The sequence below is a fragment of the Modestobacter versicolor genome (genome assembly GCF_014195485.1).
Classification (GTDB): Bacteria; Actinomycetota; Actinomycetes; order Mycobacteriales; family Geodermatophilaceae; genus Modestobacter; species Modestobacter versicolor.
On record NZ_JACIBU010000001.1, the window covers coordinates 487,370 to 512,814 of the forward strand.

At 75.3% G+C, this 25,445-nt stretch carries 29 protein-coding genes; 17 read left to right on the top strand and 12 right to left on the bottom strand.

All coding sequences use genetic code 11. The annotated features are described in order from the left end of the window. Positions 1-45 precede the first annotated feature (45 nt). Together FHX36_RS02245 and FHX36_RS22365 are read right to left on the bottom strand one after the other, a co-directional pair. On the bottom strand, positions 46-411 hold the full coding sequence (locus FHX36_RS02245) for an ATP-binding protein (protein ID WP_181428741.1): 366 nt from the start codon (positions 409-411) through the stop codon (positions 46-48). Positions 412-585: 174 nt separating this feature from the next. Then, positions 586-723 (bottom strand): hypothetical protein, encoded by a 138-nt coding sequence (locus FHX36_RS22365; RefSeq protein WP_220035914.1) that lies wholly within the window; start codon positions 721-723, stop codon positions 586-588. A gap of 148 nt (positions 724-871) precedes the next feature. On the opposite strand from FHX36_RS22365, the gene FHX36_RS02255 reads away from it, so the two are divergent. Together FHX36_RS02255 and FHX36_RS02260 are read left to right on the top strand one after the other, a co-directional pair. Continuing rightward, the gene (locus tag FHX36_RS02255) at positions 872-1,699 is read left to right on the top strand and encodes a PaaX family transcriptional regulator (RefSeq protein WP_110551950.1); all 828 of its coding nucleotides are present in this window, start codon (positions 872-874) and stop codon (positions 1,697-1,699) included. Positions 1,700-1,803: 104 nt separating this feature from the next. Continuing rightward, entirely contained in the window at positions 1,804-3,204 is a 1,401-nt protein-coding gene (locus FHX36_RS02260; protein WP_110551949.1) for an alpha/beta hydrolase, read from the top strand. A gap of 79 nt (positions 3,205-3,283) precedes the next feature. Here the strand turns inward: FHX36_RS02260 and FHX36_RS02265 are convergent, their stop codons facing one another. Both FHX36_RS02265 and FHX36_RS02270 read right to left on the bottom strand, forming a co-directional pair. Beyond that, the gene (locus FHX36_RS02265; protein ID WP_110551948.1) at positions 3,284-5,458 is read right to left on the bottom strand and encodes an MMPL family transporter; all 2,175 of its coding nucleotides are present in this window, start codon (positions 5,456-5,458) and stop codon (positions 3,284-3,286) included. Further along, entirely contained in the window at positions 5,455-6,333 is an 879-nt protein-coding gene (locus FHX36_RS02270; RefSeq protein ID WP_110551947.1) for a helix-turn-helix transcriptional regulator, read from the bottom strand. The genes FHX36_RS02265 and FHX36_RS02270 overlap by 4 nt, the downstream gene beginning before the upstream one ends. Positions 6,334-6,537: 204 nt before the next feature. Between FHX36_RS02270 and FHX36_RS02275 the strand changes: the two genes are divergently transcribed. Both FHX36_RS02275 and FHX36_RS02280 read left to right on the top strand, forming a co-directional pair. Continuing rightward, the gene (locus FHX36_RS02275) at positions 6,538-7,533 is read left to right on the top strand and encodes an SDR family oxidoreductase (protein ID WP_110551946.1); all 996 of its coding nucleotides are present in this window, start codon (positions 6,538-6,540) and stop codon (positions 7,531-7,533) included. A gap of 88 nt (positions 7,534-7,621) precedes the next feature. Further along, positions 7,622-8,212, top strand: a complete 591-nt coding sequence (locus FHX36_RS02280) for a class I SAM-dependent methyltransferase (RefSeq protein ID WP_220035913.1) — start codon at positions 7,622-7,624, stop codon at positions 8,210-8,212. Positions 8,213-8,268: 56 nt separating this feature from the next. On the opposite strand, the gene FHX36_RS02285 is transcribed toward FHX36_RS02280, so the two are convergent. Next, complete coding sequence (locus FHX36_RS02285; RefSeq protein ID WP_110551945.1) at positions 8,269-8,550, bottom strand: DUF4342 domain-containing protein; 282 nt, start codon at positions 8,548-8,550, stop codon at positions 8,269-8,271. A gap of 179 nt (positions 8,551-8,729) precedes the next feature. Here FHX36_RS02285 and FHX36_RS02290 point away from each other — a divergent pair, with 179 nt between their 5' ends. The 5 genes from FHX36_RS02290 (at position 8,730) to FHX36_RS02310 (ending at position 13,540) form a co-directional block, all read left to right on the top strand. Next, on the top strand, positions 8,730-9,281 hold the full coding sequence (locus FHX36_RS02290; RefSeq protein ID WP_110551944.1) for a hypothetical protein: 552 nt from the start codon (positions 8,730-8,732) through the stop codon (positions 9,279-9,281). Positions 9,282-9,462: 181 nt separating this feature from the next. Further along, positions 9,463-10,629: a sensor histidine kinase gene (locus FHX36_RS23285; protein ID WP_146251574.1), complete on the top strand. Its 1,167-nt coding sequence runs from the start codon at positions 9,463-9,465 to the stop codon at positions 10,627-10,629. Beyond that, positions 10,626-11,300, top strand: a complete 675-nt coding sequence (locus FHX36_RS02300; protein ID WP_110551942.1) for a response regulator transcription factor — start codon at positions 10,626-10,628, stop codon at positions 11,298-11,300. The genes FHX36_RS23285 and FHX36_RS02300 overlap by 4 nt, the downstream gene beginning before the upstream one ends. 129 nt (positions 11,301-11,429) lie before the next feature. Beyond that, the gene (locus FHX36_RS02305; protein ID WP_110551941.1) at positions 11,430-12,701 is read left to right on the top strand and encodes a fumarylacetoacetate hydrolase family protein; all 1,272 of its coding nucleotides are present in this window, start codon (positions 11,430-11,432) and stop codon (positions 12,699-12,701) included. A 140-nt stretch (positions 12,702-12,841) separates the two neighbouring features. Next, positions 12,842-13,540, top strand: coding sequence for a class I SAM-dependent methyltransferase (locus FHX36_RS02310; protein ID WP_110551940.1), 699 nt, complete (start codon positions 12,842-12,844; stop codon positions 13,538-13,540). 72 nt (positions 13,541-13,612) lie between these two features. Here the strand turns inward: FHX36_RS02310 and FHX36_RS02315 are convergent, their stop codons facing one another. Beyond that, complete coding sequence (locus FHX36_RS02315; protein ID WP_110551939.1) at positions 13,613-14,464, bottom strand: helix-turn-helix transcriptional regulator; 852 nt, start codon at positions 14,462-14,464, stop codon at positions 13,613-13,615. A gap of 85 nt (positions 14,465-14,549) precedes the next feature. Between FHX36_RS02315 and FHX36_RS02320 the strand changes: the two genes are divergently transcribed. Further along, on the top strand, positions 14,550-15,332 hold the full coding sequence (locus FHX36_RS02320) for an SDR family NAD(P)-dependent oxidoreductase (RefSeq protein WP_343056555.1): 783 nt from the start codon (positions 14,550-14,552) through the stop codon (positions 15,330-15,332). A 70-nt stretch (positions 15,333-15,402) separates the two neighbouring features. On the opposite strand, the gene FHX36_RS02325 is transcribed toward FHX36_RS02320, so the two are convergent. From FHX36_RS02325 to FHX36_RS02340, 4 genes are all read right to left on the bottom strand, one after another. After that, positions 15,403-16,596: a ferritin-like domain-containing protein gene (locus FHX36_RS02325; protein ID WP_183513461.1), complete on the bottom strand. Its 1,194-nt coding sequence runs from the start codon at positions 16,594-16,596 to the stop codon at positions 15,403-15,405. After that, positions 16,593-17,453 carry a phosphate/phosphite/phosphonate ABC transporter substrate-binding protein gene (locus FHX36_RS02330; RefSeq protein ID WP_110552498.1) on the bottom strand — a complete coding sequence of 287 codons (861 nt, stop codon included), beginning with the start codon at positions 17,451-17,453 and terminating at the stop codon, positions 16,593-16,595. The genes FHX36_RS02325 and FHX36_RS02330 overlap by 4 nt, the downstream gene beginning before the upstream one ends. After that, entirely contained in the window at positions 17,453-18,610 is a 1,158-nt protein-coding gene (locus tag FHX36_RS02335) for an acyl-CoA dehydrogenase family protein (protein WP_110552499.1), read from the bottom strand. The genes FHX36_RS02330 and FHX36_RS02335 overlap by 1 nt, the downstream gene beginning before the upstream one ends. A gap of 76 nt (positions 18,611-18,686) precedes the next feature. Next, positions 18,687-19,481 (bottom strand): MerR family transcriptional regulator, encoded by a 795-nt coding sequence (locus FHX36_RS02340; protein WP_221203127.1) that lies wholly within the window; start codon positions 19,479-19,481, stop codon positions 18,687-18,689. An 81-nt stretch (positions 19,482-19,562) separates the two neighbouring features. On the opposite strand from FHX36_RS02340, the gene FHX36_RS02345 reads away from it, so the two are divergent. Next, positions 19,563-19,919 (top strand): nuclear transport factor 2 family protein, encoded by a 357-nt coding sequence (locus FHX36_RS02345; RefSeq protein WP_110552501.1) that lies wholly within the window; start codon positions 19,563-19,565, stop codon positions 19,917-19,919. A 9-nt stretch (positions 19,920-19,928) separates the two neighbouring features. On the opposite strand, the gene FHX36_RS02350 is transcribed toward FHX36_RS02345, so the two are convergent. Beyond that, positions 19,929-20,912, bottom strand: coding sequence for a GlxA family transcriptional regulator (locus FHX36_RS02350; RefSeq protein ID WP_110552502.1), 984 nt, complete (start codon positions 20,910-20,912; stop codon positions 19,929-19,931). A 104-nt stretch (positions 20,913-21,016) separates the two neighbouring features. Here FHX36_RS02350 and FHX36_RS02355 point away from each other — a divergent pair, with 104 nt between their 5' ends. Beyond that, positions 21,017-21,376, top strand: a complete 360-nt coding sequence (locus tag FHX36_RS02355; protein WP_220035960.1) for a cupin domain-containing protein — start codon at positions 21,017-21,019, stop codon at positions 21,374-21,376. 4 nt (positions 21,377-21,380) lie between these two features. On the opposite strand, the gene FHX36_RS02360 is transcribed toward FHX36_RS02355, so the two are convergent. After that, entirely contained in the window at positions 21,381-21,842 is a 462-nt protein-coding gene (locus tag FHX36_RS02360; protein WP_110552504.1) for a MarR family winged helix-turn-helix transcriptional regulator, read from the bottom strand. Positions 21,843-21,902: 60 nt separating this feature from the next. Here FHX36_RS02360 and FHX36_RS02365 point away from each other — a divergent pair, with 60 nt between their 5' ends. The 5 genes from FHX36_RS02365 (at position 21,903) to FHX36_RS02385 (ending at position 25,375) form a co-directional block, all read left to right on the top strand. Then, entirely contained in the window at positions 21,903-22,274 is a 372-nt protein-coding gene (locus FHX36_RS02365) for a VOC family protein (protein WP_110552505.1), read from the top strand. A 240-nt stretch (positions 22,275-22,514) separates the two neighbouring features. After that, positions 22,515-23,831 (top strand): aminotransferase class V-fold PLP-dependent enzyme, encoded by a 1,317-nt coding sequence (locus tag FHX36_RS02370; RefSeq protein ID WP_181428778.1) that lies wholly within the window; start codon positions 22,515-22,517, stop codon positions 23,829-23,831. 112 nt (positions 23,832-23,943) lie between these two features. Continuing rightward, entirely contained in the window at positions 23,944-24,282 is a 339-nt protein-coding gene (locus tag FHX36_RS02375; protein WP_110552507.1) for an ArsR/SmtB family transcription factor, read from the top strand. Then, entirely contained in the window at positions 24,279-24,755 is a 477-nt protein-coding gene (locus FHX36_RS02380; RefSeq protein ID WP_110552508.1) for an SRPBCC family protein, read from the top strand. Before FHX36_RS02375 ends, FHX36_RS02380 begins: the two co-directional genes overlap by 4 nt. Then, positions 24,755-25,375 (top strand): dihydrofolate reductase family protein, encoded by a 621-nt coding sequence (locus tag FHX36_RS02385; protein ID WP_110552509.1) that lies wholly within the window; start codon positions 24,755-24,757, stop codon positions 25,373-25,375. The genes FHX36_RS02380 and FHX36_RS02385 overlap by 1 nt, the downstream gene beginning before the upstream one ends. The last annotated feature ends 70 nt before the right edge of the window (positions 25,376-25,445 follow it).

Below are 25,445 nucleotides of genomic sequence, written 5' to 3' on the forward strand. Positions count from 1 at the left end.
GGGTGCCTTCGTGGTCGGATGCGGGCCCGGTGCAGCGGTCTCGGGTCAGTCGTCGTGGGACGGCATGACGGCCCAGACGACCTTGTGGTCGCCGGTCGCGAACCAGCCGCAGTCCAGCGCGAAGTCGGCCACCATGCCGAGGCCCATGCCGCCGTGGCTGGGGTCGCGGGTGGACGTGGGGCGCGGGGGGTCCTCCGCGGCCCGGTCTGCGACGGAGAGGAGCACCCCGCCCTCGCTGGTGCAGACCTCGACGTCCACCGGCGCGCGGCCGTGCCGGAGCGCGTTGGACATCAGCTCGTCGAGGGCCAGCACGGACTCCTCGATGCGGTTCGCCCGCAGCTGGGGCGAGTCCGCCACCGCGTCGGTGACCCAGGCCCGGAACTGCCGGCGGACGCCGGGGAGGTCGCGCACGTGCCGCGGGGACCACGTCCGGCAGTCGACGCCCTCGGGCGGACGGGCCGCGACCCAGGGGCGTGCCGGTTCAGCGTGCATACCGCGCGGACCTCCGTGGACGACGCCGCGCCGGACGACGCACCGGGGGGACTGCCCGAGCCGGCGCCGGGCCACACATGCCCGTCGGGCGGCTCACCCCTGCGGCTGCCTGCGCACCATCTCGCCGATCCAGACCGGGGCGAACGGTGAGGTGCAGTCCTCGGGGGTCGGGGAGTCCAGCTCGGCCATCACCTCGGCGACCGGTGGCGCGGTCGCTGCCGCCTGCGGCATCGGGATCTCCGGTTCGTCAGGGGGAGGCGCTCGCCACCAGGATCCGGTGGTCAGGGCCCTGCCACCAGTGGTCCGCCCGTCCCTCCGGTGCGCGGACAGCTCGCGGCCGGCCTGGCAGGGTGGGTGCGCCGGCCACGGAGGAGGGCAGATGACCGACCGCGTCACCGAGGTGCGCGTCAAGCCGCAGGAGCTCCTGCTGTCGCTGGGCGGCGCGCTGGTCCTGGACCAGCACGAGGAGTCCCTCCCCACCAGGGTGTTCCTCGACGTCCTCCGGTCGCTGGGCGTCAGCGACGATGCCACCAGGTCGGTGCTCACCCGGCTCACCGAGCGCGGTCTGCTGACCCGCCAGCAGGACGGGCGGGTGGTCAGCTACGGCCTGACCGACACGTCGCGGAAGGTGCTGCGGGAAGGGCGGGACCGGGTCGAGGCCGCCGAGCCCTTCCACCAGACCAGCCCGGACTGGACGCTGCTGAGCTTCTCCCTCCCCGAGACGCAGCGGGACGTCCGGTCCCGGCTGCGGTCCCGGCTCTCCTGGGCGGGGTTCGGCTGCCTGCGCGACGGGCTGTGGGTGGCGCCGGGCCGCGTCGACCTGGACCGGATCGTCGCCGTGGGTGCGGAGGTCGAGGGCCTGCAGATCGACGGGTTCGTCGCCTCGCCCACCCCCGGCACGGACGTCGCCCGGTTCGTCCGGCGGGCCTGGGACCTCCCCGCCCTGCGCCGCGAGCACGAGGCCTTCCTGCACCGGTGGGAGCGGCCGCTGCCCCGCGACGGGGACCCGATCGCCCTGTTCACCCTCCTCGGCGCCCACTGGGTCCGGCTGCTCCGGCTCGACCCGGTGCTGCCCGAGCAGTACCTCGGGGAGGACTGGCCCGCCCGCCGCTCGGCGAGCGCGCACCGCGCCGCCTTCGCCGCCCTGCAACCCCGCGCGCGGGCGGAGTTCACCGACCTGGTCAGGGACGCGCGCGCCCGCCGGTGACCGCAGGACGTGGTCTGGCTCACAGAAAAGGTCGGTGAATCGTTGACGGTCGTCCAGCGGGCTCCTAGCGTCACCGGCATCCCGGACCCGTCGTGAGGAACCTGATGTCCCCTCGATCCCGCGTCACCGGCGTGGCCTGCGCCTTGGCCCTCTCCGTCATCGCCGTCCCGTCCGCCGCCGCCGCTGGGGAGCCGCCGGCGGCGCAGCACCTCGAGGGGACGGTGGACGACGGGGCGACCCCGTGGGTCGCCGACGTCCCGGCCGGCTGGAACGGCACCGTGCTGCTCTACGGCCACGGCTACCGGCCCAGCTTCGCGCCCATCCCGAACACCCCCGAGAACGCGCCGGACGACGAGACCCGGCAGGCCCTGCTCGACCGCGGGTACGCGCTGGTCGGGTCGTCCTACGAGCGCAGCGGCTGGACGCTGGACACCGCCGCCGAGGACCAGCTGCAGACGCTGGACGCGTTCAGCGCCGCGGTCGGGCAGCCCTCCCGGGTGCTCGCCGTCGGCACCTCCATGGGCGGCCTGGTGACCGGGCAGCTGGCCGAGCTCCCGGGTACGCCGATCGACGGGGCGCTGCCCACGTGCGGGCTCGTGCACGGTGGCGTCGACCTGCTGAACTACCAGCTCGACGGGGCGCACGCGATCGCCCAGCTGCTCGTGCCCGCGGGCACCGACGTCCGGCTGGCCGACTACGGGGGAGACCTGGCCGCCGTCAACGCCGCGGCGGGCACCCTCACCGACGCCGTCCTGGCGGCGCAGGACGACCCGGCGGGGCGCGCCCGGATCGCCCTCGCCGCCGCGCTCTACCACCTGCCCCGCTGGGCCGAGGGCCAGCCGGAACCGGCTCGCCGGGACCACGAGGCGCAGGTGGACGCGCAGGTCGCCCAGTTCTCGACGGCGCTGGGCTTCACCTACCCGGCGCGGGTCGACATCGAGACCACCGTCGGCGGCAACCCGTCGTGGAACGCCGGGGTCGACTACCGGGCGCTGCTGCGGCACGCCGACGAGCGCGTCCAGGTGGAGGCGCTGTACCGCGCGGCCGGCCTCGACCTGGACGCCGACCTCGCCCGGCTCACCGAGACCGCGGCGGTGACCCCCGACGAGGGCGCGCTGCAGCGGGCGTACGCCACCTCCGAGCTCACCGGCGACCTCCAGGTCCCCGTCCTCAGCCTGCACACCACGCACGACGTCCTGGCGCCGGTGCAGGTCGAGGAGGAGTACGCGGAGACCGTGCGGCAGGCCGGCGCGACGGGCCTGCTGCGCCAGGCGTTCGTGCACCGGCTGGGCCACTGCGCGTTCACCCCGGCGGAGCTGGTCGCCTCCGTCGAGGCCCTCGACCAGCGGGTCGCCACCGGTCGCTGGGGAGCGGCGGCCGACCCCCGCAGGCTGGACGCCGCCGCCGAGCGGCTCGGCCTCGGCGCGTCGGAGATCCTGCCCCGCTACCGGCCGGCCGAGTGGCTGGGTGACCGGGGCGGCCTGTTCGGGCGCCCCCGCTACTGACCGCCAGGCCAGGGCACGGGAACGACGGGTGCCCGGCCCAGACCCGCCCGGGCCGGGCCGGGCCGGGCCGGCGGCGCGATCAGCGGCGGACGGCGGCTGCCAGCTCCTGGTCGTGGGGCCGCCGGGCGGGACCGGCCCCGGGGCCGCCGTCGTCGGCGGTCTCGGCCTCGATCGTGGGCAGGAGGCGGTCGAGCCAGCCGGGCAGCCACCAGCTGCGGTGACCGAGCAGGGTCATCGTGGCCGGCACGAGCACCATCCGGACGACGGTGGCGTCCAGCAGCACGGCGACGGCCATGCCCAGGCCCAGCTGGCGGACGACGAGGTCGGACTCGGTGGCGAAGCCGAGGAAGACGACCACCATGACGGCGGCCGCGGTCGAGATGACCCGGCCGGTCCCCGCGACGCCCTGCACGACGCTGGCCCGGGCGTCCCCGCTGCGCAGCCAGTGCTCCCGGATCCGGGAGAGCAGGAACACCTCGTAGTCCATCGACAGGCCGAAGAGGATCGCGAACATCAGGATCGGCAGCCAGCTGGACACCGGCATCGCGTGGTCCAGGCCGACGAACCCGGTGCCCCAGCCCCACTGGAACACCGCGGTCACCACGCCGTAGGCGGCCCCGATCGACAGCAGGTTCAGCGCCGCCGCCTTCAGCGGTACGACGACCGAGCGGAACATCGCGGCGAGCAGCAGCATCGACACCGCGACGACGAAGCCGACGACCAGCCACACCCGGTCGGACAGCAGGACGGAGATGTCGGAGAACATGGCCGTGCTGCCGGTGACCTCCGCGCCGTCCAGGTCGGCGCGGACCTCCTCCAGGAGCGTGGGCGTGCGCTCGTCGGCCGGCCCGAACGCCGGCTGCGCCTCGAGCACCGCCACCTGGCCGTCGGGTGAGACCACCGGCCCGGTGACAGCGACCACGTCGTCGACCGCCCGCAGCCGTTCGGCGGCCGCCGCGACGCCCTCGTCGCCGACGGCCGCTCGGTCGACGACCACGGTGAGCGGACCGTTCGCGCCCGGTCCGAACTCGGCCGCGATGAGGTCGTAGGCCTGGCGCGTCGTGCTGTCGGCCGCGTTGTTGGACACGTCGCGCGGGAAGGTCCGCATGTCGAAGGCGGGCGCCGCCAGCGCTCCGATCAGGACGAGGGCACCCAGCGCCCACGGCACCGGACGGCGGGCGACGGCGGCCGCCCACCGCGCGGACAGCGGCGCGCGCGACGGTCGCCGCCGCCGGGGCGGCAGGCCGCGCCGCTCCCGCCGGGGCAGCAGCCGCCGGCCGAGCAGCCCGCAGAACGCGGGGACCAGCGTCAGGGCGGCGGTGGCGACGGCCACCACCGAGATGCCGGTCGCGAACCCGTACGAGGAGTAGATGGGCACGCCCGCCAGCGGGAGCCCCATCAGCGACACCAGCACGATCGCCGCCGCGAAAACCACCGACCGGCCCGCGGTGGCGGTCGCCCGGGCCGCGGCCTCGACGACCGGCACGCCGGCCCGCAGGTGCTCGAGGTGGCGGGAGACCAGGAGCAGCGCGTAGTCGATGCCGACCCCGAGGCCCACCATCACCGCGACGGTCGGGGCGGTGGTGCTGACGTCGGTCACGGCGGCCAGCAGGGTGACCCCGGCCGCGGAGACGCCGAGGCCGGCGAGGGCCACCAGCAGCGGCAGCCCGGCGGCCACGACCGTCCCCAGGACGAGCGTCAGCAGCAGCAGCGCCACGACGACGCCGGCGACCTCGCCGGTGCCCTGCACCTCCTCGGGCGAGGTGTTCGGCAGCTGGCCGCCGAGCTCCACCTGGAGGCCGTCGGCGGCCCCGTCCACCGCGCTCTGCAGCGCGTCCACCCCGAGGCCGCCCGCCAGGTCGGGGTGGGTGACGGGCACGTCGAAGACCACGGCCAGCAGCGCGGTGTCCCGGTCCTCGGAGAAGCGCGGCGGTACGACCGACGTGACGTGCTCGACCTCCGCCACCCGGGCGGTCAGCTCGGCGAGATCGGCGTCGCCCAGCCGGCCGCCGGCCGGGTCGTGCACGACGACCTGGGCGGAGCTGCCGGCCGCGCCCGACCCGGGGAAGTGCTCGCGCAGCTGCTCGGTGCCGGCCAGCGCGGGGGCGCCCTCGACGTCGAAGTCGTCCTGGGGCGTGCCGCCGAGGGCGCCGGCGGTCAGCGTGGCCGCGACGGCGACGAGCAGCCAGGCCGCGAGCGTGCGCCACGGGTGCGCCGCCGTGCCGCGGCCGAGCCGGTGCAGGAACCGGCTCATGACCGATCACCCGGCTCCGCGCCGGAGGGCGCGAGGGACAGGGACTGCGCGCCGATGACCGTGAGCACCTGGAGCTTCTCGTGGCTCTCGGTGCCGGGCACGGCCGTGTAGACCATCAGGCGGTGGGCCTGGTGCGGGTCGACGAGCGTCTGGCAGTTCAGCACCAGCCGGCCCACCTCGGGGTGCTGGTAGCGCTTGACCTCGTCGACGTGGATGCCCACCTCGTGGACCTCCCACAGGGAGCGGAACTCCTGGCTCCGCTCCAGCAGGAGGTCGGCCAGGTGCGCAGCCCGCGACCCGGGTCCCCGCATCGTCATGATCGCCCGCAGCCCGGCGGCGTACATGCGGGACAGGTGGGCGCGGTCCTCCGGCACGTGCAGCTCGCGGGCCGCCGGATCGGTGAACCAGCGGTAGCCCCGGCTGCGCGCCGGGCCGGTGTACCGCATGGCGTCGCCGACGAGGGCCACCGCCGGCGGCGTCTGCCGCAGGGTCTCGCCCAGCTCGGTGACGATCTCGGCCGGGGTGTCGCCGAGGCGGTCGAAGATCCGCAGCAGCCCGGGGCTGATGTGCTCGCTGCCGGTTCCGCGCGGCGGCGGCTGCTGCCCGGCCAGCCGGTACAGGTGGTCGCGCTCGTCGAGGGACAGGTGCAGCCCCTGCGCGATCGAGGCGATCATCTGCGCGGACGGCTGCGGACCCCGCTCCCGCTCGAGCCGCGTGTAGTAGTCGTTCGACATGTGGCAGAGGGCCGCGACCTCCTCGCGCCGCAGGCCGGCGGTCCGGCGCCGCGCCCCGCGGGGCAGGCCGACGTCCTCGGGCTGCAGCGCCTCGCGGCGGGCCCGTAGGAACCCTGCCAACCCGGCTCGATCGATGACCACGTGTGTCCTCCCGGTGCACGTCCTGCCGACCTCGTCGGGCGGCGCAGCTCTGTCTACCGGCGCCGCTCCGGCACATCCACGGCCTCCCGATCCCCCCTTCGGCGGCCCGGACGGGGGGATCGGGAGGCCCTGCCTCCCGCCGGCGGGACCGGGGACGGTGAGGCCACGGCGCGACCAGCGCGCCACGGAGACAGGAGCCCGACGATGGCCCGTACGACGATCGACATCACCCTCCCGGACCTGACGGGAAAGCGGGCAGTCCTCACCGGCGGCAGCGACGGCATCGGCCTGGTGATCGCCCGCCGCCTGGCCGCGGCCGGGGCCGACCTGGTCCTGCCGGTCCGCAACCGCGGCAAGGGCGAGGCCGCGGTCGCCGAGATCCGGGCGCGCGTCCCGCACGCGAGCATCACCCTCGCCGCACTCGACCTGGCCTCGCTCGACTCGGTCGCCGCCTTCGCCGGCACCCTGGTGACCGAGGGCCGGCCGATCGACGTCCTGGTCAACAACGCCGGCGTCATGACGCCCCCGCAGCGGCGGACGTCGGCCGACGGGCACGAGCTGCAGCTCGCGACCAACCACCTCGGCCACGTCGCCCTCGTGGGGCACCTGCTGCCGCTGCTGCGCGCCGGCCGGGCCCGCGTCACCTGGCAGTCGAGCGTGGCCGCGAGCAGCAACGCCGTGCACTGGGACGACCTCGACTGGGAGCGCTCCTACCACCCGCAGCGGGCCTACAGCTCGTCGAAGATCGCCGTCGGCCTCTTCGCGCTGGAGCTCGACCGCCGCAGCGCGGCCGGCGGGTGGGGGATCACGAGCAACGTCTCGCACCCGGGCATCGCCCCGACGAACCTGCTCGCGGCCCAGCCGGGGATCGGGCGGGCCACGGAGTCGCGGGGGATCCGGCTGATCAGGCGGCTCTCGCGGTGGGGCATCGCGGGGACGCCGGAGACCGCCGCGCTGCCCGCCCTGCTCGCCGCGACGTCACCGGACGCCGCCGGTGGGCGCTTCTACGGGCCCAGCCGGTTCGGGCACATGAGCGGGGCGCCGGCCGAGCAGCCGCTGTACCGGCGCTTCCGGAGCACCGAGGACGCGCAGCGCATCTGGCAGCTGTCCGAGCAGCTGTCGGGGGTGTCGTTCCCTGACGGCGGCACGAGCGCCAGGACCGGGCAGACCGCCCTGGACATCGTGCGTGACCCGGTCTGACGGCGGCGTGCGAGAAGGAGTCAGCGGCCCGGTGACCGGTCGACCGCCGTCCCCTCCCACGACCACCTCGGCAGCCGGAGGGACCCGCGTGTTCCTCCGGGAGTTCGTCCGCGCGCCGCTGCGCACGGCGTCCGTGGTGCCGAGCTCCCGGGCCCTGGCGGAGCGCATGATCGCGCCGCTGCTGGCGGCGTCGTCGAGGGCGGACGCGCCGGTGGTGGTGGAGCTGGGACCGGGCACCGGGGCCGTCACCGCCGCCCTGCGCGCAGCGGTGCCCGAGCTCCGCTACCTGGGCGTCGAGCTGAACCCGGCGATGGCCGACCACCTGGCCGCCCGGTTCCCCGGGATCGACCTCGTCCGCGGGCCGGCGTCCGTCCTCCCGCAGGCCCTCGCAGAGCGCGGTCTGCGGGAGGTCGACCTGGTCGTCAGCGGCCTGCCCTGGCAGGCCTTCGCCGGCAGCGACGGCACCGCGCTCGTCTCGGCCATCGCGGCCCACCTCGCCCCGTCGGGGGCGCACACCCAGTTCACCTACCGCTGGAGTCGCTGGGCGCCACCCGGCCGTCGGCAGCACCGCGAGCTCCAGCGGTTCTTCGGCCACGTCGACCTGTCGCCGACGGTGTGGCCGAACGTGCCGCCGGCCGTCGTCTACACCGCGACGCTCCCCCGGCCGGACGGCGTCTGACGACGGTCGTGCCCCGGTGGGGGTCTCGAGCCCACCGGGCACGACCGTCACAGACATCAGGCGGGGGCTTCGTCGGCACCCCGTCGCTCGACACCGATCGTGACGTGGGTGAAGAGGGCGGCGACGGCGCCGAGGGCGACGAGCGCCGGCCAGACCAGCGCCCCGGCCGCAGCCACCGCCACGCCCGCGGTCAGCGGGACCTCGAGGACCGTCTCGCCGTCCTCCTTCTTGATCGACAGGCGACTCACGTTGCCCTCGTGGACGAGCTCGCGCACGCGGGTCACCAGCTCGTCACCGGCCACCTGGATCTCCTGGTACCGGCTGTTGGCTGCAGGCATGTCGTGGTCCTCCCACCGTCGGGCCGGGCTGGTCCCGGCCACGGCGAGGAGCCTCGACGCGCGCCGGTGGCCGCCACATCGGCCTGCTGGGGTGTCCCGGGCCGTACCGGGGGGTGACGCCGAGCGGGACCCGCCCGCCCTACGGTCGCCGCCCCACGACGTCGAGAGGTTGGCAGACCATGGCCCCCAGCGGTTCCCGGTACACGCTCGCACCGATCGCCACCCGGGTCGCCCACCCGTTGCTCCGGGCCCGCTCGCTCCCCCCGGCGGCGGTCGCGCACGCCGTCCACGGTCTCGTCCTGTTCGTGGCCGTCGTCGGCGCGACGTACGTGGCGGACTACCCGGCGAGGAAGGTGCTGCTCTTCTCCACGGGGGCGGTCGTGCTCTTCTGGGTGGCGCACGTGTACGCGGCGGCGCTGGCCCACCAGCACGAGCCGGAGGACTCCGGGCGCACCGGGCCGGCGGTCGTCGCCCGCGAGGCGCGGCGCGCGCTGCCGTTGCTGGAGGCGTGCGTCGTCCCGGCGCTGCCGCTGGTCCCCGCCGCGTTGGGGCTGCTCGCGCTGCCGCTCGCCTACGCCGCGAGCGTGACCATCGGCATCGTCGTCCTCGCCGCGGTCGGCTTCGCCGCCCTGCACGCCCGGCAGGCGTCCGTGCGCCGGTCCCTGGCGGCCGCCGCCGCGACCGGGGGCATCGGTGCCGTCATCATCGCGGCCGAGACCTTCTGGCACTGAGCCCGACCCGTACGCCGGTACGGGGGGAGGCCCTCCGTCGAGGTGACGACGGGCGGGCCGGCTCGCCCTACTGTTCTCGCTCGTGACCGCCCGGGGACCGCGCCGCTCGGAGGTCGTCCTTGCCGACCTCCCGACCCGGAGGCGTCCGGCCGCGCCGTTGTCGTTCCGGGCGTGGTGCACCGTGGCCGTGTTCTGCGCGGCGCTCTACACGGTGGCGGTGCCGCTCACGAGCGCGACCTACCACCTGCACCTCGTGGTCGCGTTCACCGTGGCCACCATCCAGTGCGGCTCGCTCGTCGTCGCGGTGCACCGACCGCTCGTCGGCTCCGTGCTGCACGTGCTGTGCATCGTCGCGCTGGCGTTGGCGGTCCGTGACTCGGGCGCAGGACCGTGGCCGTTGCCGGTCACCGGACTGGTGTCGCTGGGCGCGCTGGTCCTGCTGGTGGGGATCCGCGAGCGGTGGACCGTCTCGGTCTCCGTCTGGTGGCTCAGCGTCGTCGCCCTGGTCGCCGTCATCGCCGCCTCCCCGGCGCGGTACGAGGTCGACGGCGAGTGGGGCACGAACCTGACGGTGTACGCCAGCTACACCGCCACGGTCCTCGTGGCGGCCATCGCGATCGGCCAGCGGCACCGCATCCGCGCCGACCTGGCGGAGGCGCGGCGGGACGCCGAGCTCGAGCACGCCCAGCGTCTCTACGTCGAGGAACGCGCCCGGATCGCGCGGGAGCTGCACGACATCGTCGCCCACAGCATGTCCGTCATCCACATGCAGGCGCTCTCCGCGCCGTACCGGCTCCCCGAGGTGCCGTCGCCGGCGGTGCGGGAGGAGTTCCAGGACATCGCCCGGTCGGCTCGCGGCGCCTTGGGGGAGATGCGCCAGATGCTGGGCGCGCTCAGGTCGGAGGACGACGAGGCCGAGCTCGCCCCGCAACCGCGGATCAGCGACATCCAGCAGCTCGCCGACGCCACGTCGCGGGCCGGCAGCCCCGTGTCGGTCCGCATCGACGCCGAGACCGGCACCGTGAGCGGGCCCGTCCAGCTGACGACCTACCGCGTCGTGCAGGAGGCGCTGAGCAACGTGGTGCGCCACGCACCCGGGGCGCCGGCGACGGTGTCCGCGACGCTGGACGGCGGGGCGCTGCGCATCTGCGTGCAGAACGCCCCGCCCCTGGCGCGGGCGGGGCTCCCCGGCGCACCGACCCCCGATCGGGGCGGGCAGGGGATCCGAGGGATGCGCGAGCGGCTCGGTGTGCTCGGCGGTCAGCTCTCCGTGCGCGCGACCGCCGACGGGGGCTACCTCGTGGACGCCACGATCCCGGTGGAGAGCGCCCCGGGGGAGGGGCGATGACCACCCGCGTCCTCGTCGTCGACGACCAGCCGATGTTCCGCGCGGGGCTGAGCGCCATCCTGGGTGCGGAGCCGGACATCACCGTGGTGGGGGAGGCCGGCGACGGCGACGAGGCCCTGGCCCGCAACCGGGCGCTGCACCCGGACGTCGTGGTGATGGACGTGCGGATGCCGGGGAAGAACGGCATCGACGCCACCCGTCAGCTGACCCGGCCCGCCGGCGCCGCGCACGTCCCCCGGGTGCTCATGCTGACCACGTTCGACATCGACGAGTACGTCTACGCCGCGCTCGAGGCCGGTGCCAGCGGGTTCCTGCTCAAGGACGCGGACGCGCCCGAGCTGGTGACGGCGGTGCGGACCGTGGCGCAGGGCGACGCACTGCTGGCGCCGCGGGTCACCCGGCGCCTCATCGAGGACTTCGTCGCCAGCAAGCCGGCCGGCCTGACGTCGACGACGGTGTTCAACAGCCTCACCGACCGCGAGCGCGAGGTCTTCCTGCTCATCGCCACCGGTCGGTCGAACGCCGAGATCGGCCGCGAGCTGTACATGGCCGAGCAGACGGCGAAGAGCCACGTCAGCCGGATCCTGTCCAAGCTCCAGCTCCGCGACCGGATCCACGCCGTGATGCTCGCCTACGACACGGGGCTGGTGACCCCGGGCGAACCGCGCTGACCCGGCCCGGCCCGTACGCGGGTACGGCCGGACGAGCACCGGCCGGGTGACGACCGGCCGGTGTCCTCGCTCCTAGCTTTCGGCCACCGCCAGCGAGGCGGGTGGCCGGACGCACCAGGAGGACCTGAGATGAGCAGCACCGAGAAGACCGCGACGAAGGCGAGCCCCACCCGCCGCCGCCGGAAGGCCCTCGTCATCGCCGGGGTCGTGGCGGCCGGCCTGGTCGTCGCCGGCGGGGGTTCCTACGGGGTCGCCCGCGCCATGTCGTCGGACTTCCCGCTCGTGTACTCGGAGCAGCTGGAGCCCAGGGCCACCGAGGGCGTCACCATCGCCGACCCGGCCACCGCGCTGACCTTCGCCCGGGTGGCCACCGGCAGCGGCGTGACGGTGCTCGCCGTCACCGGCTACGCGGAGCACCGGATCAGCGGGGTGGACCTCAACGCCGCCGCCGGCACCAGCTTCACCGAGCCGATCGCGGCCTTCAACGAGCTGGGGTACGAGGCCGTGCGCGCCCTCGCCGCCGACCCCGCCCAGCCGATCGTCACGGTGGAGGCGTCGACCGTCCTCACCGCCATCGAGACGCACACCCAGCACGTGGGCACCGGCACCAACTACCTCGAGCACCAGGCCGAGGCCACCATCGAGGAGCAGTACCTCTTCCCGAAGATCGGGGCCATCACCGACTCCGACGAACCCCTCCTCGCCGGCAGCGGGCTGCTGGACTACGAGGTGGAGCTCGGCTTCGTCCCGCTGCACGACATCACCGCGCAGACCGGCATCCCCGAGCACATGGGCCTGATCCTGTCCAACGACTGGACCGACCGCGAGCTGCTGGTCAGCCAGATCGAGGTCGACAACCTGACCGGTGGTGCGGGCTTCACCAACGCCAAGAGCCAGCCGGGCTTCCTCAGCACCGGCGACCTGTTCGTCGTCCCGGCCGACTGGCAGACCTACTACCAGGAGCTCCAGCTCGACCTCTTCGTCAACGGGGACCTGCGTCAGCGTGCCCACCCGGAGGAGATGGTCTGGGACGCCCCGCGGGTGATCGAGGAGATCCTGGCCGCGGGTGACCGGACCTGGGACAGCGACGGCGAGCAGGTGCCGCTGACCGCAGAGCCCGGCGTGATCCGGCAGGGCACCATCATCCAGAGCGGCACCCCGGAGGGCGTGGTCTACCGGGCGCCGGACACCCGCCAGCGCTTCCTCGGCTTCATGGAGTGGGTCGGCAGCTTCGGCACGAACGCGGAGTCCGTCGTGGCCTCCGCCCTCGACGTCTACGTCCGGGACGCCCACGAGGCGGGCGTGTACCTGCAGCCGGGCGACGAGATCGTGACCCGGGCCGACGGCCTCGGCCAGATCTTCACCACCGTCGTCGCCGGGGAGCGTGCCGAGACGGAGTGATCCCGGGGTGACCGGCCGGCCCTGCCCCCTCGTCCGCCGACGAGGGGGCAGCTCGCCGTCCCCGTCCGGGCGGCCGGCGGGCCGGACGTGCCCCGCTACAGTTGCCCCCCGCTCGACGGGTCACCGGAGGCGAGGCCCACGTGACGGCCAACGACTACGACAGCTTCGGCGCGGCGTACTCGGCGGAGAACGACGCCAACCTGATCAACGCCCACTACGAACGGCCCGCGATGCTCGACCTGCTCGGGGACGTGCGCGGTCGCCGTGTCCTCGACGCCGGGTGCGGCTCCGGCCCGCTGGCGGCGGCGCTGCGCGACCGGGGAGCGGTCGTGACCGGATTCGACGCCAGCCCGCTGATGGTCTCGCTGGCGCGGGAGCGGCTCGGTGCCGACGCCGACGTGCAGGTCGCCGACCTGGCCACGCCGCTGCCCTTCGCCGACGGGGGCTTCGACGACGTAACCGCGTCCCTCGTCCTGCACTACCTGCGCGACTGGGCCGCGCCGTTGGCGGAGCTGCGCCGGGTGCTGCGGCCGGGTGGCCGGCTCGTGCTGTCGGTCAACCACCCGTTCCTCTACAAGGCGCTGCACCCGCAGGCCGACTACTTCGCCACCGTCCAGTGGACCGACGACCACGTCTTCGACGGTCAGCCCGCCGTGCTGGAGTACTGGCACCGGCCCCTGCACGCCATGACGGACGCGTTCTCCGAGGCCGGCTTCCGGATCGGCGTGGTCAGCGAACCGCCGTGGTCGCCGGACACCCCGGCGGAGCTGCTGCCGCCGGGCTTCGAGGGCCGCACGGCCTTCATCAGCTTCCTCTTCTTCGTGCTGGTCGCGAGCTGAGCAGGCCACCCGCCGGCGCTGAGCGCACAGCCGCGGTCGACGGCCGGCGGCCCGGGAACCGCCGTGCCCCACCTACCTGCTCGCCGTGGCGCTCTGGACGCCGAGCATGCCCAGCAGCGCGAGGGCCTCCGCGTCCCGGGACCCCGGCGGTGCCGTGTAGAGCACCAGGTGCTGGTCGCGGTCGGGGAGCGCGAGCGAGTCGCAGTCGACGGTGACCTCCCCGACGGCCGGGTGCCGGAAGGTCTTGGTGAGCATCGGTGCCGCCTGCACGTCGTGCCGCTCCCAGAGCTCGGCGAACTCGGCACTGCCGTCGCGGAGCTCCGCCACGAGACCGGTCACCGCGGGGTCCGACGGGTACCGGGCCAGCGCGGCACGGAGGTCCATGACGACGTTGCGCCGGAAGGCTGCCCCGTCGGAGATCCCGTACAGGGTCGAGCCGGGCGCCACCGGCCCGAGGAACGCCCGCCGCGCGAGGTTGCGCTCCCCTGGAGCGAGGGCAGCGAAGTCCTCCATGAGCGCTGCCGCGAGGTCGTTCCAGGCGAGCACCTCCAGCGTCGCGGAGACCACGATCGCCGCCGTCTGCGGGAGGCGGTCGAGGACTGCGAGGATGCTCGGCCGGACGTCGCGCCGGTGCACCCTGGTACGGATCGGCGCAGTGCCCGCCAGGAGGTGCAGGTGGGTGGACTCCGCGTCCGTGAGCCGCAGGGCGGCCGCGATCCCGGCGAGGACCTCGCCCGACGGGCGCGGTGCCCGGCCCTGCTCGAGCCGCACGTAGTACTCGGTGGAGATGTGCGCGAGCACCGCGACCTCCTCGCGGCGGAGCCCGGGGGTCCGGCGGCGCGGACCTGACGGGAGGCCGGCGTCCACGGGGCGGAGCCGCTCGCGTCGGCTGCGGAGGAACGCCCCGAGCTCCTGCTTGTCCATGCCCGCAGTGTGCTCGCCGGCCAGCCGCGGAGCCTGGTACCGGCTGTGCCTGCCTCCGGGGGCCGGGAGCCGCGACGGTCTCGGGGTGACCACCATCGACACCACCCCCATCGGCCTGCTCTCCGGCAAGGTCGTCCTCATCACCGGCGCCAGTCGCGGCATCGGCGCAGCTGCGGCCCGGCTCTTCGCGCGGGAGGGCGCCGCGGTCGTGCTCGCCGCGCGGAGCACCGACGCCCTCGACCGCGTCGTGGCCGAGGTCCGCGCGGACGGCGGCGTCGCCGACGCCGTCGCCCTGGACCTCGCCGACCGGGCGAGCGTCCGCGCCGCCGTCGACCGGGCCGAGGAGCTGCACGGCCGGCTCGACGGCGCCTTCAACAACGGCGCCGCGATCCAGCGCCGGCCCGGACCGCTGGACACCACCAGCGACGAGGACGTCGAGGAGCAGTTCGCCGTCAACTTCCGGGGTCACTGGACCGCGATGAACGCCGAGGCCGCGGTGATGCGCCGGGGGGACGGCGGGGCGATCGTCAACACCTCGAGCATCGGAAGCCGCCGCGCGAACCCCGCGCTGCCGGCCTACGGCGCCATGAAGCGGGCGCTGAACAGCCTCACCGAGACCGCTGCCGTCACGTGGGCCGCACAGGGCATCCGGGTCAACGGCATCACCCCCGGTGGCACCGCCACGGAGATGATCGACGCGTGGGAAGCGGCGACCCCGGGCGTCGTCCAGCAGATCACCGCCTCGGTCCCGCTGGGCCGGATGGCCGAGCCGCACGAGGTCGCCGAGGTGGCGGCGTGGCTGCTCAGCGACCGGGCGTCGATGGTGACCGGCGCGATCGTGCCGGTCGACGGCGGCGCCGGCGCCTGACCCGGACGGCGGCGGCCGGTGGCTCGGGGCCGGGCGGGCGGCACCCCAGCGGGCCCCACCCCGGGAGCCGCTACATGAAGTTGCGGGTGTGCAGCGCGGAGAGCTCGGCCGCCTCGTCGTCGGGGAACCCGAGCCGCTGCAGCCGCTGCCGGCGGCCGTCGTCCATGGTGCCGTGCAGCCGCTGCACCGCCCGGTGCCCCCGGGCGATCGCCTCCGGCGTCCACTCGCCGGCGGCGAGCACCACCAGGGAGTCGAAGACGTCGGCGTTGAGCCCGGCGGTGTCGACCAGCACGTCGTGCCGGCGCTCGACCGCGGCCCGCAGCCGGCCGCGCAGGGTGGGGTCGAGCTGGCCCTCGTGCTCCAGGTGCGCGACCCCGAAGGCGACGTGCCGGGCCTCGTCGACCCGGGCCAGCCGGGTCACCTGCCGGGTCACCGGGTCGGGGGCGTGCTCGTCGATGAAGCCGAGGAGCGACAGGAAGCTGCCCTCGCCGAGCACGGAGAGCAGGAACGAGGCGAGGGAGAAGTCGGCCTCGTTGAGCAGCGAGTTCAGCGACTCCCGCCCACCCGCGGACGACGTGCCCATCTGGCCGCCGGTCAGCAGCGCCCGGCGGGTGAACACCTCCATGTGCCGGGCCTCGTCGGCGGCCTGGACGGCGAGCAGCTGCAGCACCTCCCGGAAGTGCGGGTGCACCCGGGCCAGCAGCCGCGCCGGGATGACCAGCGCGGCCTGCTCGTTCTCCACCAGGTAGGTCATCACCTGGACGACGGCGGCCTCGATGTCGGCGGGCAGCGGCTCGGGGATGGTCCAGTCGACGGCGGTCGCCGGGTCCCACTGCGCCGCCGCCGCGTGGGCGTACAGCCGGGGGGCCAGGTCCGCCCAGACGACGTCCCGGTCGGCGACGTCGAAGCCCGGGGCCGGCCCGCCCGCCTCGACCAGCGCACCGCGGGCGGCCAGCCCCCAGTGCGCCGGCGGCCGCCGCACGACGCCCTGCGGGGACGGGTCGCCGGCCCGCTCGGCACCGGCCCAGCGCAGCTGCTCGGCCTCGCCGCGGACGACGTCGTAGCCCCCGTCGGGGTCGACGGAGAACCCGTGCCCCTCGGCCCGGCACCAGGCGCGCAGGTGCACGCCCAGCGCCGGGTCGTCGCCCCGCACCCGCAGCCGCCCGCCGATGGGCACCTCGCGCAGGCCGCGCCGCACCAGCAGGTGCGCCCCGGCGTCGAAGCCCAGCCGGTCGAGGTCGACGAGGGCCGCGGGGGGCGTCACGGCCGGTACCCCGCGGCGAGCACGCTCCCGTCGGCGCCGTAGAACCCCTGCTCGTCGACGGCGGTGGTCAGCGGGCCGAAACCGCTGGTCCGGCCCACCCGCCACTGCCGCAGCCCCTCGAGGTCCAGCAGCGGGCGCACCACCGGGTCGCCGTAGGACATCGACAGCAGCAGGTCGACGAACCGGTCGGCGAGCTCGGCCGGCGCGGTGTCGACCAGCGTCATCGTGCAGTGGTCGTACACCGGCGTCTGGGCCAGCACCCGGGTGGCGCCGGACGGCAGCACGCCCTCCTGGCTGAACAGCAGGTGGTTGCCGTCGATCATGCAGGCGGCGTCGACCTGGCCGGCCATCAGCGCCCGGGCGGCGTCGCGCTCGCCGCCGATGTGGTCGCCGTGCAGCCCGACCCCCACGTCGAACCGCCGCACGGTCAGGTCGCCCTCCGTGTCCAGCCCCTGGGCGCGCAGGAAGGACAGCGGGAGGAGCGTCGCCTGCGGCGAGTCGACCGCGCCGGTGGCCAGGGTGCGGCCCTTCAGGTCGGCGACCGCCTCGATGCCGGAGTCGGCGCGGACGACGACCACCGAGGTGAGGTCCTGGTCGGTGTCCCGCATGACCGCCGAGCGCACCGTCCGGCCCGAGGCCCCGGCCAGCCGCACCGAGCGCACCCAGGCCAGCGGCGAGTTCCAGGCGGCGTCGATCGACCCGGCGACCAGGTCGGCGACCTGCCGCTCGTAGTGGGAGTAGAGGACGAAGTCGAACGGCAGCCCGGCCTCGGTCAGCCAGCGGCGGAAGCCCTCCCAGATGGTGACCACCTTGGGGTCGTAGGCCACCGCGCCCATCACCAGCACGTCGCCGGGCATCAGGCGGCCGGCCCGTCGAAGAGCGGCTGGCCCAGGCTGATCCGGCCGACGAAGTCGTGCAGCGCGGCGGTGGTGGGGGCCATCACCCGGGCGGCCAGCGAGTCGCGGAACCGCCGCTCCACGCCCAGCTCCTTGCGGAACGCCGCACCGCCGCACAGCTTCATCACCCCGTCGGCGACCTCCGCGGCGGCCTCGGCGGCCACCGCCTTGACCTCGAGCACCCGCAGCGTCGCGTCCGGGCGGCCGGAGCCGAGCGCGGCCAGCGTGTCGGCGAGGAACGCGCGGACCCCGTCGACCTGCAGCTTCAGCCGGGCGAACTCGCCGCGGGTCAGCGGCTGCTGGGCGAGGGTCTGGCCCAGGTGCTCCAGCCGGGTGCGGGTCAGGTGGGCCGCGGCGTCGGCGAGCAGCGCCTCCATCAGCCCGAGGGAGAACGCGGCGCTGCCGACGAGGAAGGTGGGCAGCGCGGTGCCCAGCGCGATGTCCAGGCCGGCGCCGTCCGGGCCGAGCTGGGCTGACGCCGGCACGGTCGCACCGTCGGCGCGCACCGGCCGGGAGGAGTTGCCGCGCAGCCCCACCCCGTCGAACGGGCCGGCCACCGTGACGCCCGGGGTGCTCGAGGGCACCAGCCACAGGGTCATCGGGCCGTCGGCGGCCAGCGGCCGGCTGGACCACAGGTAGCTGTCGGCCTCGCCGGCGGAGGTGACCCAGCTCTTGGCGGCGTCCAGCCGGACCCGGTCGCCCTCGGCCGTCGCGCTGCTCATCGGCGCCCAGAAGTGGCTGCGCGACCCCGCCTCGGAGAACGCCAGCGTGCTCAGGTGCTCGCCGCGGACGATCGCCCGGCGGACGTCGTCGGGCCCGTGCGCCTCCAGCACCGCGGTGGCCGCGTAGTGCATGAGCAGCACCATCCCGGTCGAGCCGTCGGCCGTGGCCACCTGCTCGACCACCCGGGCGACGTCGGCCAGCGAGCCGCCGGCACCGCCCACCTCGGGGGAGCTGAGCAGGCCCAGGGCGCCGGCGCGGGCCAGCGCCTCGATGCCCTCGCGGGGGAAGGTGCCGGTGGCGTCGACGGTGGCGGCGGCGGGCGCGATGGTCCCGGCGACGACGGCGTCGACGCGGCCGGCCAGGTCGGTGTCCGGCTGGGTCGGTGCGGTGGTCATGATCGCGATCCTGCCGCGCGGTCCGGGCAGCGCCAAGGCCGGTTTCCGGCAGGCCGGAAGACGGCGGACCGGGCGCTCAGCGGGGCGCCACCCGGAAGACCGGCCAGCCGATCTCGGTGCGCCAGGCGGCCGGGTCGGGGGTGTCTCGGGGGCCGACGAGGTAGGTCTCCCGCACCGGGCCGGCCACGGCCAGCGCGTTGCCGACCACCCACCGTCCGAGCTCGCCGTAGGTGACGTCGATGTCGTCGTGCTCCCCGGCGTGCACGGTGACGGCGAGCTCGACGGCCGGCAGGGTGACCGGCCGCACCCGGCCGCTGCACGGCGGGTCCGCCGTCGGCAGGTGGACGAGCAGGTGCCCGCGGCCGTCCTCGAACAGCGCGTTGTCGTACAGGCCCCCCGGGACGCCGGTGGGCGCCGTGACCAGCGCGTCCAGCTCGGCCATCGCGCCGGCGTACCAGGCGAGGACGTCGTCGGCGGCCACGTCGTCCTCGATGGCGGCGACCGTGGTCGCCGGCACCGCGCGCAGCTCGACGTCCAGCGGGGCCGGCCCCGGGCGGAGCAGCCGGCGCAGCGACACGACCGCGGCGCGGGTCCGGTCCAGCTCGGACTCCAGCCGCTGCAGGTGGTCGGCGACCAGCCCGGCCCGGGTGCGGGGGTCGGGGGAGCGCAGGATCCGCTCGACGTCGGGCAGCGGGACGTCGAGCTGGCGCAGCCGGTGGATGACCTGGGCGGTCGGGATCTGGTCGGCGCTGTAGGAGCGGTAGCCCGTCCCGTCGTCCACCGCGGCCGGCTCGAGCAGCCCGGCGTCGTGGTAGCGCCGCAGGGTGCGCACGCTGAGGTGGGTCAGCCGCGAGAACTCGCCGATCGACATCACGCGTGCACTGTGCACCCTCTCCCTGCGGGAGGGTCCAGCGCTTGACCCTCCCGTAGCGGGACGGCGCACGGTCGCTGCATGACCACACCGACAGCAGTCCCGCCCACCGGGCTCCCGGCCCGCGTCCAGGAGTTCCTCACCGCGCACACCGCCCGCGACGCCGACACCGCCGTCCGCGCGTTCACCCCGGACGCCGTCGTCACCGACGAGGGGCGCACCTTCCGCGGCACCGAGGAGCTGCTCGGCTTCCTCCGGCACTCGGGCTCGGAGTTCAGCTACACGACCGAGCTGACCGCGGTCGAGCGCCTGGACGACGAGCACTGGGTGGCGGTCAACCACCTGGAGGGGGACTTCCCCGGCGGCGTCGTCGACCTGGCCTACCGCTTCACCCTGGTCGGCGACCTGATCGCGGAGCTGGTCATCGCCCCCCGCTGACCCGGGGTCTCAGGTGGCGGCGAAGCGGGTGCGGTACTCCGTGGGGCTCAGCCCGGTGTGCCGCCGGAGCTGGGTGCGCAGGTTGGCGGTGCTGCCCAGCCCGCTGCGGTGGGCGACGGCGTCCAGGGTCAGCTCACCGCCCTCCAGCAGCCGCCGCGCGAGGTCGACGCGCTCACCGGTCAGCCAGGCCAGGGGAGTGGTGCCCAGCTCGGCGCGGAACCACCGGTGCAGGGTCGTGACGCTGGTGTGCGCCTGCCGGGCGAGGTCGGCGACGGTGAGCGGGGAGTCCAGCCGGCCCTGGGCCCAGGCCAGGGTCGCCGTCAGCGGCCGCTCCACGACCGCGGGCACCGGGCGTTCGACGAACTGCTGCTGGCCGCCGTCCCGGAACGCGGCGAACACCAGCCGCCGGGCCACCGAGGTGGCGGCCTCCGCGCCGTGGTCGCGGCGCACGACGTGCAGCGCGAGGTCCAGCGCGGCGGCGCTGCCGGCCGAGGTCAGCACGTCGCCGTCGTCGACGAACAGGACGTCGGGGCGCACCTCGACGGCGGGGAACCGGCGGCGGAACTCGTCGACGAGCTGCCAGTGCACCGCGGCGGGGCGGCCGTCGAGGACACCCGCCTCGGCCAGCGTGAACGCGCCGGTGCACAGGCCGACCAGCCGGGCCCCGCGGGCGTGCGCCCGGCGGACGGCGTCGAGCACGGCGGCGGAGGCGGCGGAGTCGACGTCCGGCCGGTTCGGCACCACGACGGTGTGCGCCTCCTCGACCACCGCCAGGTCGCCGGTCCCGGTCAGCGTGAACAGCCCGTCGCGCATGGTCGTGCTGCCGCTCGGGGCGACCACCCGGAGGTCGTAGAGCTCCCGGCCGAGGTCGGCGCGGCGGCGGGCGCCGAACACCTCGCACGCGCAGCCGACCTCGAAGGGGTTGGAGTTCTCGTCGACGATCAGCACGACGGAGATCGGCGCGTCCGCCGGCTGGCAGGATCCGTGCGGCATGCGCCAATCCTGGCACTGTCCGGGCCGCCGGCCGGGTGCCACCGTCGGGGGCAGCCCCGCGGCAGCTCGCGGCGGGCCGACCGGACGGCGGGACGATGGACGCGGTGCACCTGGCAGGCGAGACGGCGGAGCTGACCGAGTTCTGGTCGCAGCGGGTGGTCGCCCGGGCCAACGGCAACCTGTTCAAGGTGGCCAAGGGGATCGGCTCCACCCGGTGGCACACCCACGACGACCAGGACGAGACCTTCCTGGTGCTCGAGGGGCGGCTCACCAACCAGCTCCGGGACGGCGACGTCCAGCTGACCGCCGGCGACCTGCTCGTCGTCCCGCGGGGCACCGAGCACTGCCCGGTCGCCGACGAGGAGGTCCGGTTCCTGCTGGTCGGCCCGGACGTCACCTCCACCGCCGCGGGCGGCAAGCCCGAGTGGAGCCGCGACGGGGGCACGCCGCCGACCGCCCCCTGACCGGTCAGCCGGCGGGCCTGCTGGGCTCCGGCCCGCTCCGCACCGCCTGGGCGCAGCGGAGCAGGTCGCCGTGCAGCCGGGTCCGGTCCCCGGTGGAGAACGGCTCCAGCATGCGGTGCTCGACCTCCGCCACGGCGCGGCTGGCGTCGCGCAGCAGGGCGCGCCCGGCGGCGGTGAGCTCGGTGGGCAGCGCCCGGCCCTGCGGCGCCGCCTCCGGCCGGGTGAGCAGGCCGCGGGTCGCCAGCCCCTGCAGCACGCCCTGCATCGACTGCCGGGTGACGAAGGTGCGGCGGGCGAGCTCGGCGGCGGAGATACCGGGCTGCTGGCCGAGCACCTCCAGCGAGGAGTACTGCGACACCGTCAGGTCGAGCGGCCGGAGCGCGTCGTCCATGGCGCTGCGCAGCGCCGAGGCGGCCTCCTTCAGCGCGTAGCCGATCGACAGGCCGAGGTCGCCCACTTGCTTCATGTCAGCATCCTGACATACGGTCGGCATGTAAGGACCTTGACATACCCCTCGGGAGGAACCATGACCGTCACCGGACCGGACTTCATCGCGCTGCAGGTGCGCGACCTCGAGGCCGCCGCCCGCTTCTACGAGGAGCGTCTCGGCCTGCGCCGCGCGCCCGTGGCCCCGCCCGGCGCCGTCGTCTTCGCCACCGAGCCGATCGCCTTCGCCGTCCGCACGCCGCTGCCGGGCACCGACCTGGACGCCGTCCGGCCCCGGCCGGGCGCCGGGGTGGCGCTGTGGCTCGCCGCCGACGACGCGCAGGCCCTGCACGACGACCTGGTGTCGCACGGCGTGCCGGTGCTCGCGCCGCCGTTCGACAGCCCCTTCGGCCGCACCTTCACCTTCGCCGACCCGGACGGCTACGCGGTCACCGTGCACGACCGGGCCTGAGGGTGGCCCGGGCGCCGGTCCGGCCGAGGTGGCCGCGGCGTGGTGCCCGGGGTGGCCCCGGGTCGTGGCACGTCGTCACCGTCCGGCGACGCCCGACGTATCTGCACCCGCCTGTCGAGCCTCTCCTGGGACGAGGGCCCGATCGTGCGCGGTCGCCGGCCGTCATCGGGGACCAGGGGTGGGACGCTTCGGAGCGGTGGCCCACCCACCGCGCGGGGTCATGACAGGAGCCTGATGGCAATGACGTCCTCGTCCGGAGCAGGCACCCTCCCTCGCCGGGAGCCGCTCGTCGGCGGCGACCTCCACGTCCCGGTCGGCGGCGAGCTGCGTCGCTACGTGGACCTGGACGCCGCGGCCACCACGTCGGCGTCGGCGGCCGTCGTCCGTGCCGTGGCGGACTTCCTGCCGTGGTACTCCAGCGTCCACCGGGGAGCCGGGCAGAAGTCGCAGGTCGCCAGCGCCCGGTACGAGCAGGCCCGCGAGAGCCTCGTCCGGTTCGTGGGAGCGGACCCGGCGACGCACGTCGCCCTGTTCCCGCGGAACACCACGGAGGCCCTGAACCTGGTCGCCTTCCGGCTCGGTCTCACCCGGGACGACGTCGTCGTCACGACCGCGGTCGAGCACCACGCCAACCTGCTCCCGTGGCGGCGGCACGCGCGGTTGCGGGTCGTCGACGTCGACCGGACCGGCACCTACGACGTCGAGACGGTCATCGCCGCCCTGGACGAGCGCCCCGCGCCACGCGTGCTGGCGGTCTCCGGGGCGTCCAACGTCACCGGCTGGCTGCCCGACCTCGCCGCGATCGCCGCGGCGGCGCGGGACCGTGGCGTGCTGGTGGTGGTCGACGGCGCGCAGCTGGTGCCGCACCGGCAGGTGGAGATGGCGGCGCTCGGCATCGACGTGCTGGCCTGGTCCGGGCACAAGATGTTCGCGCCCTTCGGCGCCGGTGGCCTGGTCGTCCCGCGGCGGTTGCTCGCCGACGGTGAGCCCTTCCTCGTCGGGGGTGGGTCGGTCAAGGCGGTCTCCTACGACGAGGTCGTCTGGGCGGACACCCCCGACCGGGACGACGCGGGCTCGCCCAACGTCGTCGGCGTCGTGGCGCTCGCCGCGGCCGCCGAGGAGCTGGCCGCCGGCCGCGGGCGGGACCGGGTCCGGGAGGAGGCGCTCGTCCACGCGCTGGACGACGAGCTCGCCACCGTCCCGGGGCTCCGTCGCCTGGGGGCCACCACCGGCGACCGGCTCCCGGTGGCCGCCTTCGTCATCGACGGGGTGCACCACGGCGAGGTCGCCGCCCGGTTGGCCCGCGATCACGGGATCGGGGTGCGCAGCGGCTGCTTCTGCGCGCACCCCTACCTGGGCCGCCTGCTCGAGCTGACCGCGAGCGAGGTGGAGCAGTTCCACCGGGACGCCCGCGCGGACCTCCACGACCGGCTCCCGGGGGCGGTGCGCGTCAGCTGCAGCTCGGCCACCCCGCTGGCCGACGTCGCCCTGCTGGGCGGAGCCCTGCGCGGGATCGCCTCCTCCGTGCCGCAGCGACGCCTGACCGCCGTGCCCTGACGTCGAGAGCTGCGCGTTCGTGCGCGGATCGCGGTGTCCGCGGGCCGGACACCGCGATCCGTGCACAGCGGCGTCCCGGTGATACATGCTCATATGGGTATATGGTGCCGCCATGGCCAGAGCAGCAACGACGTCGGACGTGTTCAACGCGATCGCCGAACCGCAGCGCCGCCGGATCCTGGTGCTGCTGCGAGGGGGCGAGCGGCCGGTGACCGAGGTGGCCCGGGAGCTGGGGATGCCGCAGCCGGGCGCCTCCAAGCACCTGCGGGTGCTCCGCGAGGTCGGGCTGGTGCGCGACCGCACATCGGGCAGGCAGCGGCTGTACGGCCTGGACGCCCGTGGGTTGCGGCCGGTGCACGAGTGGACCGGCGGGTTCGAGGAGTTCTGGGCCGGGAGCTTCGACCGGCTGGACGCGTACGTGCAGGAGCTGGCGCAGGAGGAGCGGCGATGAGCGCGACGGCCGATCGGGAGATCGTCGTCTCGCGGGTCGTCCACGCCCCACCGGAGCTGGTGTTCGAGGCGTTCACCGAGGTGCGGCACCTGTCGCGGTGGTGGGGCCCCGACGGGTTCAGCACCACCACGCGGTCCTTCGCGTTCCGCCCCGGTGGGGAGTGGGAGTTCGTGATGCACGGACCGGACGGGACCGACTACCCCGAGTGGATCTCCTGGACCGAGATCGTCCCGCCGGAACGGATCGCGCTGCTGCACGGTGAGCGCCCCGGCGACCCGGACGCCTTCGAGTCGGTGATCACGTTCGCGCCCGACGGTGCGGCGACCCGGGTCGAGATGCGCACGGTGTTCGCCACCCGGGCGCAGCGCGACGAGGCCGTCGAGCGGTACTCGGCGATCGAGGGCGGCCGGCAGACCCTGGCCAACCTGGCCACGTACGTCACCGAGGTCGGCCGGACGGGGGCCCAGGGCTGATGGCCGGGAAGGTGTTCTTCAGCGTGTCGATGTCGCTGGACGGGTTCATCGCGCCCGAGCCGCCCGAGGAGCTCATGGGACGGCAGTGGCGGGAACTGCAGGCGTGGGTCTTCCCGCAGCGGTACTTCCGCGAGCGCCTCCACCTGGGCGAGGGCGGAGAAGAGGGGCGGGACAACGACGTCCTGCGGGAGACGTTCGAGCGCACCGGCGCGAGCGTGATGGGCAGGCGGATGTTCGACGCCGGTGAGCACGCGTGGCCGGAGGAGGCGCCGTTCCGCACACCGGTCCTCGTCGTCACGCACCAGGAGCGGGACCCGTGGGAGCGACCGGGCGGCACCACCTTCTCCTTCGTCACCGACGGCATCGAGGCCGCGCTCGACCGGGCCCGCGAGGCCGCCGGTGACCGGGACGTCCGGATCGCGGGCGGCGGGGCGACGATCGGGCAGTACCTGGACGCCGGCCTGGTCGACGAGTTCTCGGTCGCGGTCTCCCCGGTGCTGTTCGGCTCCGGCGTCCGCCTGTTCGACGGGGTGGACGCCGGCCGGGTGGCCTTGGAGCAGGTCCGCGCGGAGTCCACGGCGCGGGTGACCCACCTGACCTACGCCGTCCGGCGGCGGTGACCTCGCCCCGCTGAGCGTGCGCGGCCGACCGGTCCGGCGGCCCGCGGTGTGCGTCCGGCCACCCGTGGAA